The organism is Paraburkholderia sp. JHI2823, from assembly GCF_038900695.1.
GTDB classification, from domain to species: Bacteria; Pseudomonadota; Gammaproteobacteria; order Burkholderiales; family Burkholderiaceae; genus Paraburkholderia; species Paraburkholderia mimosarum.
Window position 1 is genome coordinate 1 of the sequence record NZ_JAYMRY010000416.1, and the last position, 255, is coordinate 255.

Below are 255 nucleotides of genomic sequence, written 5' to 3' on the forward strand. Positions count from 1 at the left end.
TCTTCAAGTTCATCATCCCGGGCCTGACGATCGCCGGCCTCATGGCGGGCAGCTTCCACCACGAGAACTTCGGCGAGACGACCACGTTCGCGCCGTACGGCTGGTCGGCGGTGTTCACGGCGGTGGCCACGAGCGGCATCGTGTTCGCGTTCAACGGCTTCCAGAGCCCGATCAACCTCGCGGGCGAAGCGCGCAATCCGGCAAAGAGCGTGCCGTTCGCGGTGATCGGCTCGATCCTGTGCGCCCTCGTGATCT

At 65.5% G+C, this 255-nt stretch carries 1 protein-coding gene; it reads left to right on the forward strand.

Annotation, left to right across the window (positions count from 1 at the left end):
• Positions 1-255 (forward strand): amino acid permease (locus VSR34_RS39225; RefSeq protein WP_342965327.1); only part of this gene is annotated, 255 nt, incomplete at both ends.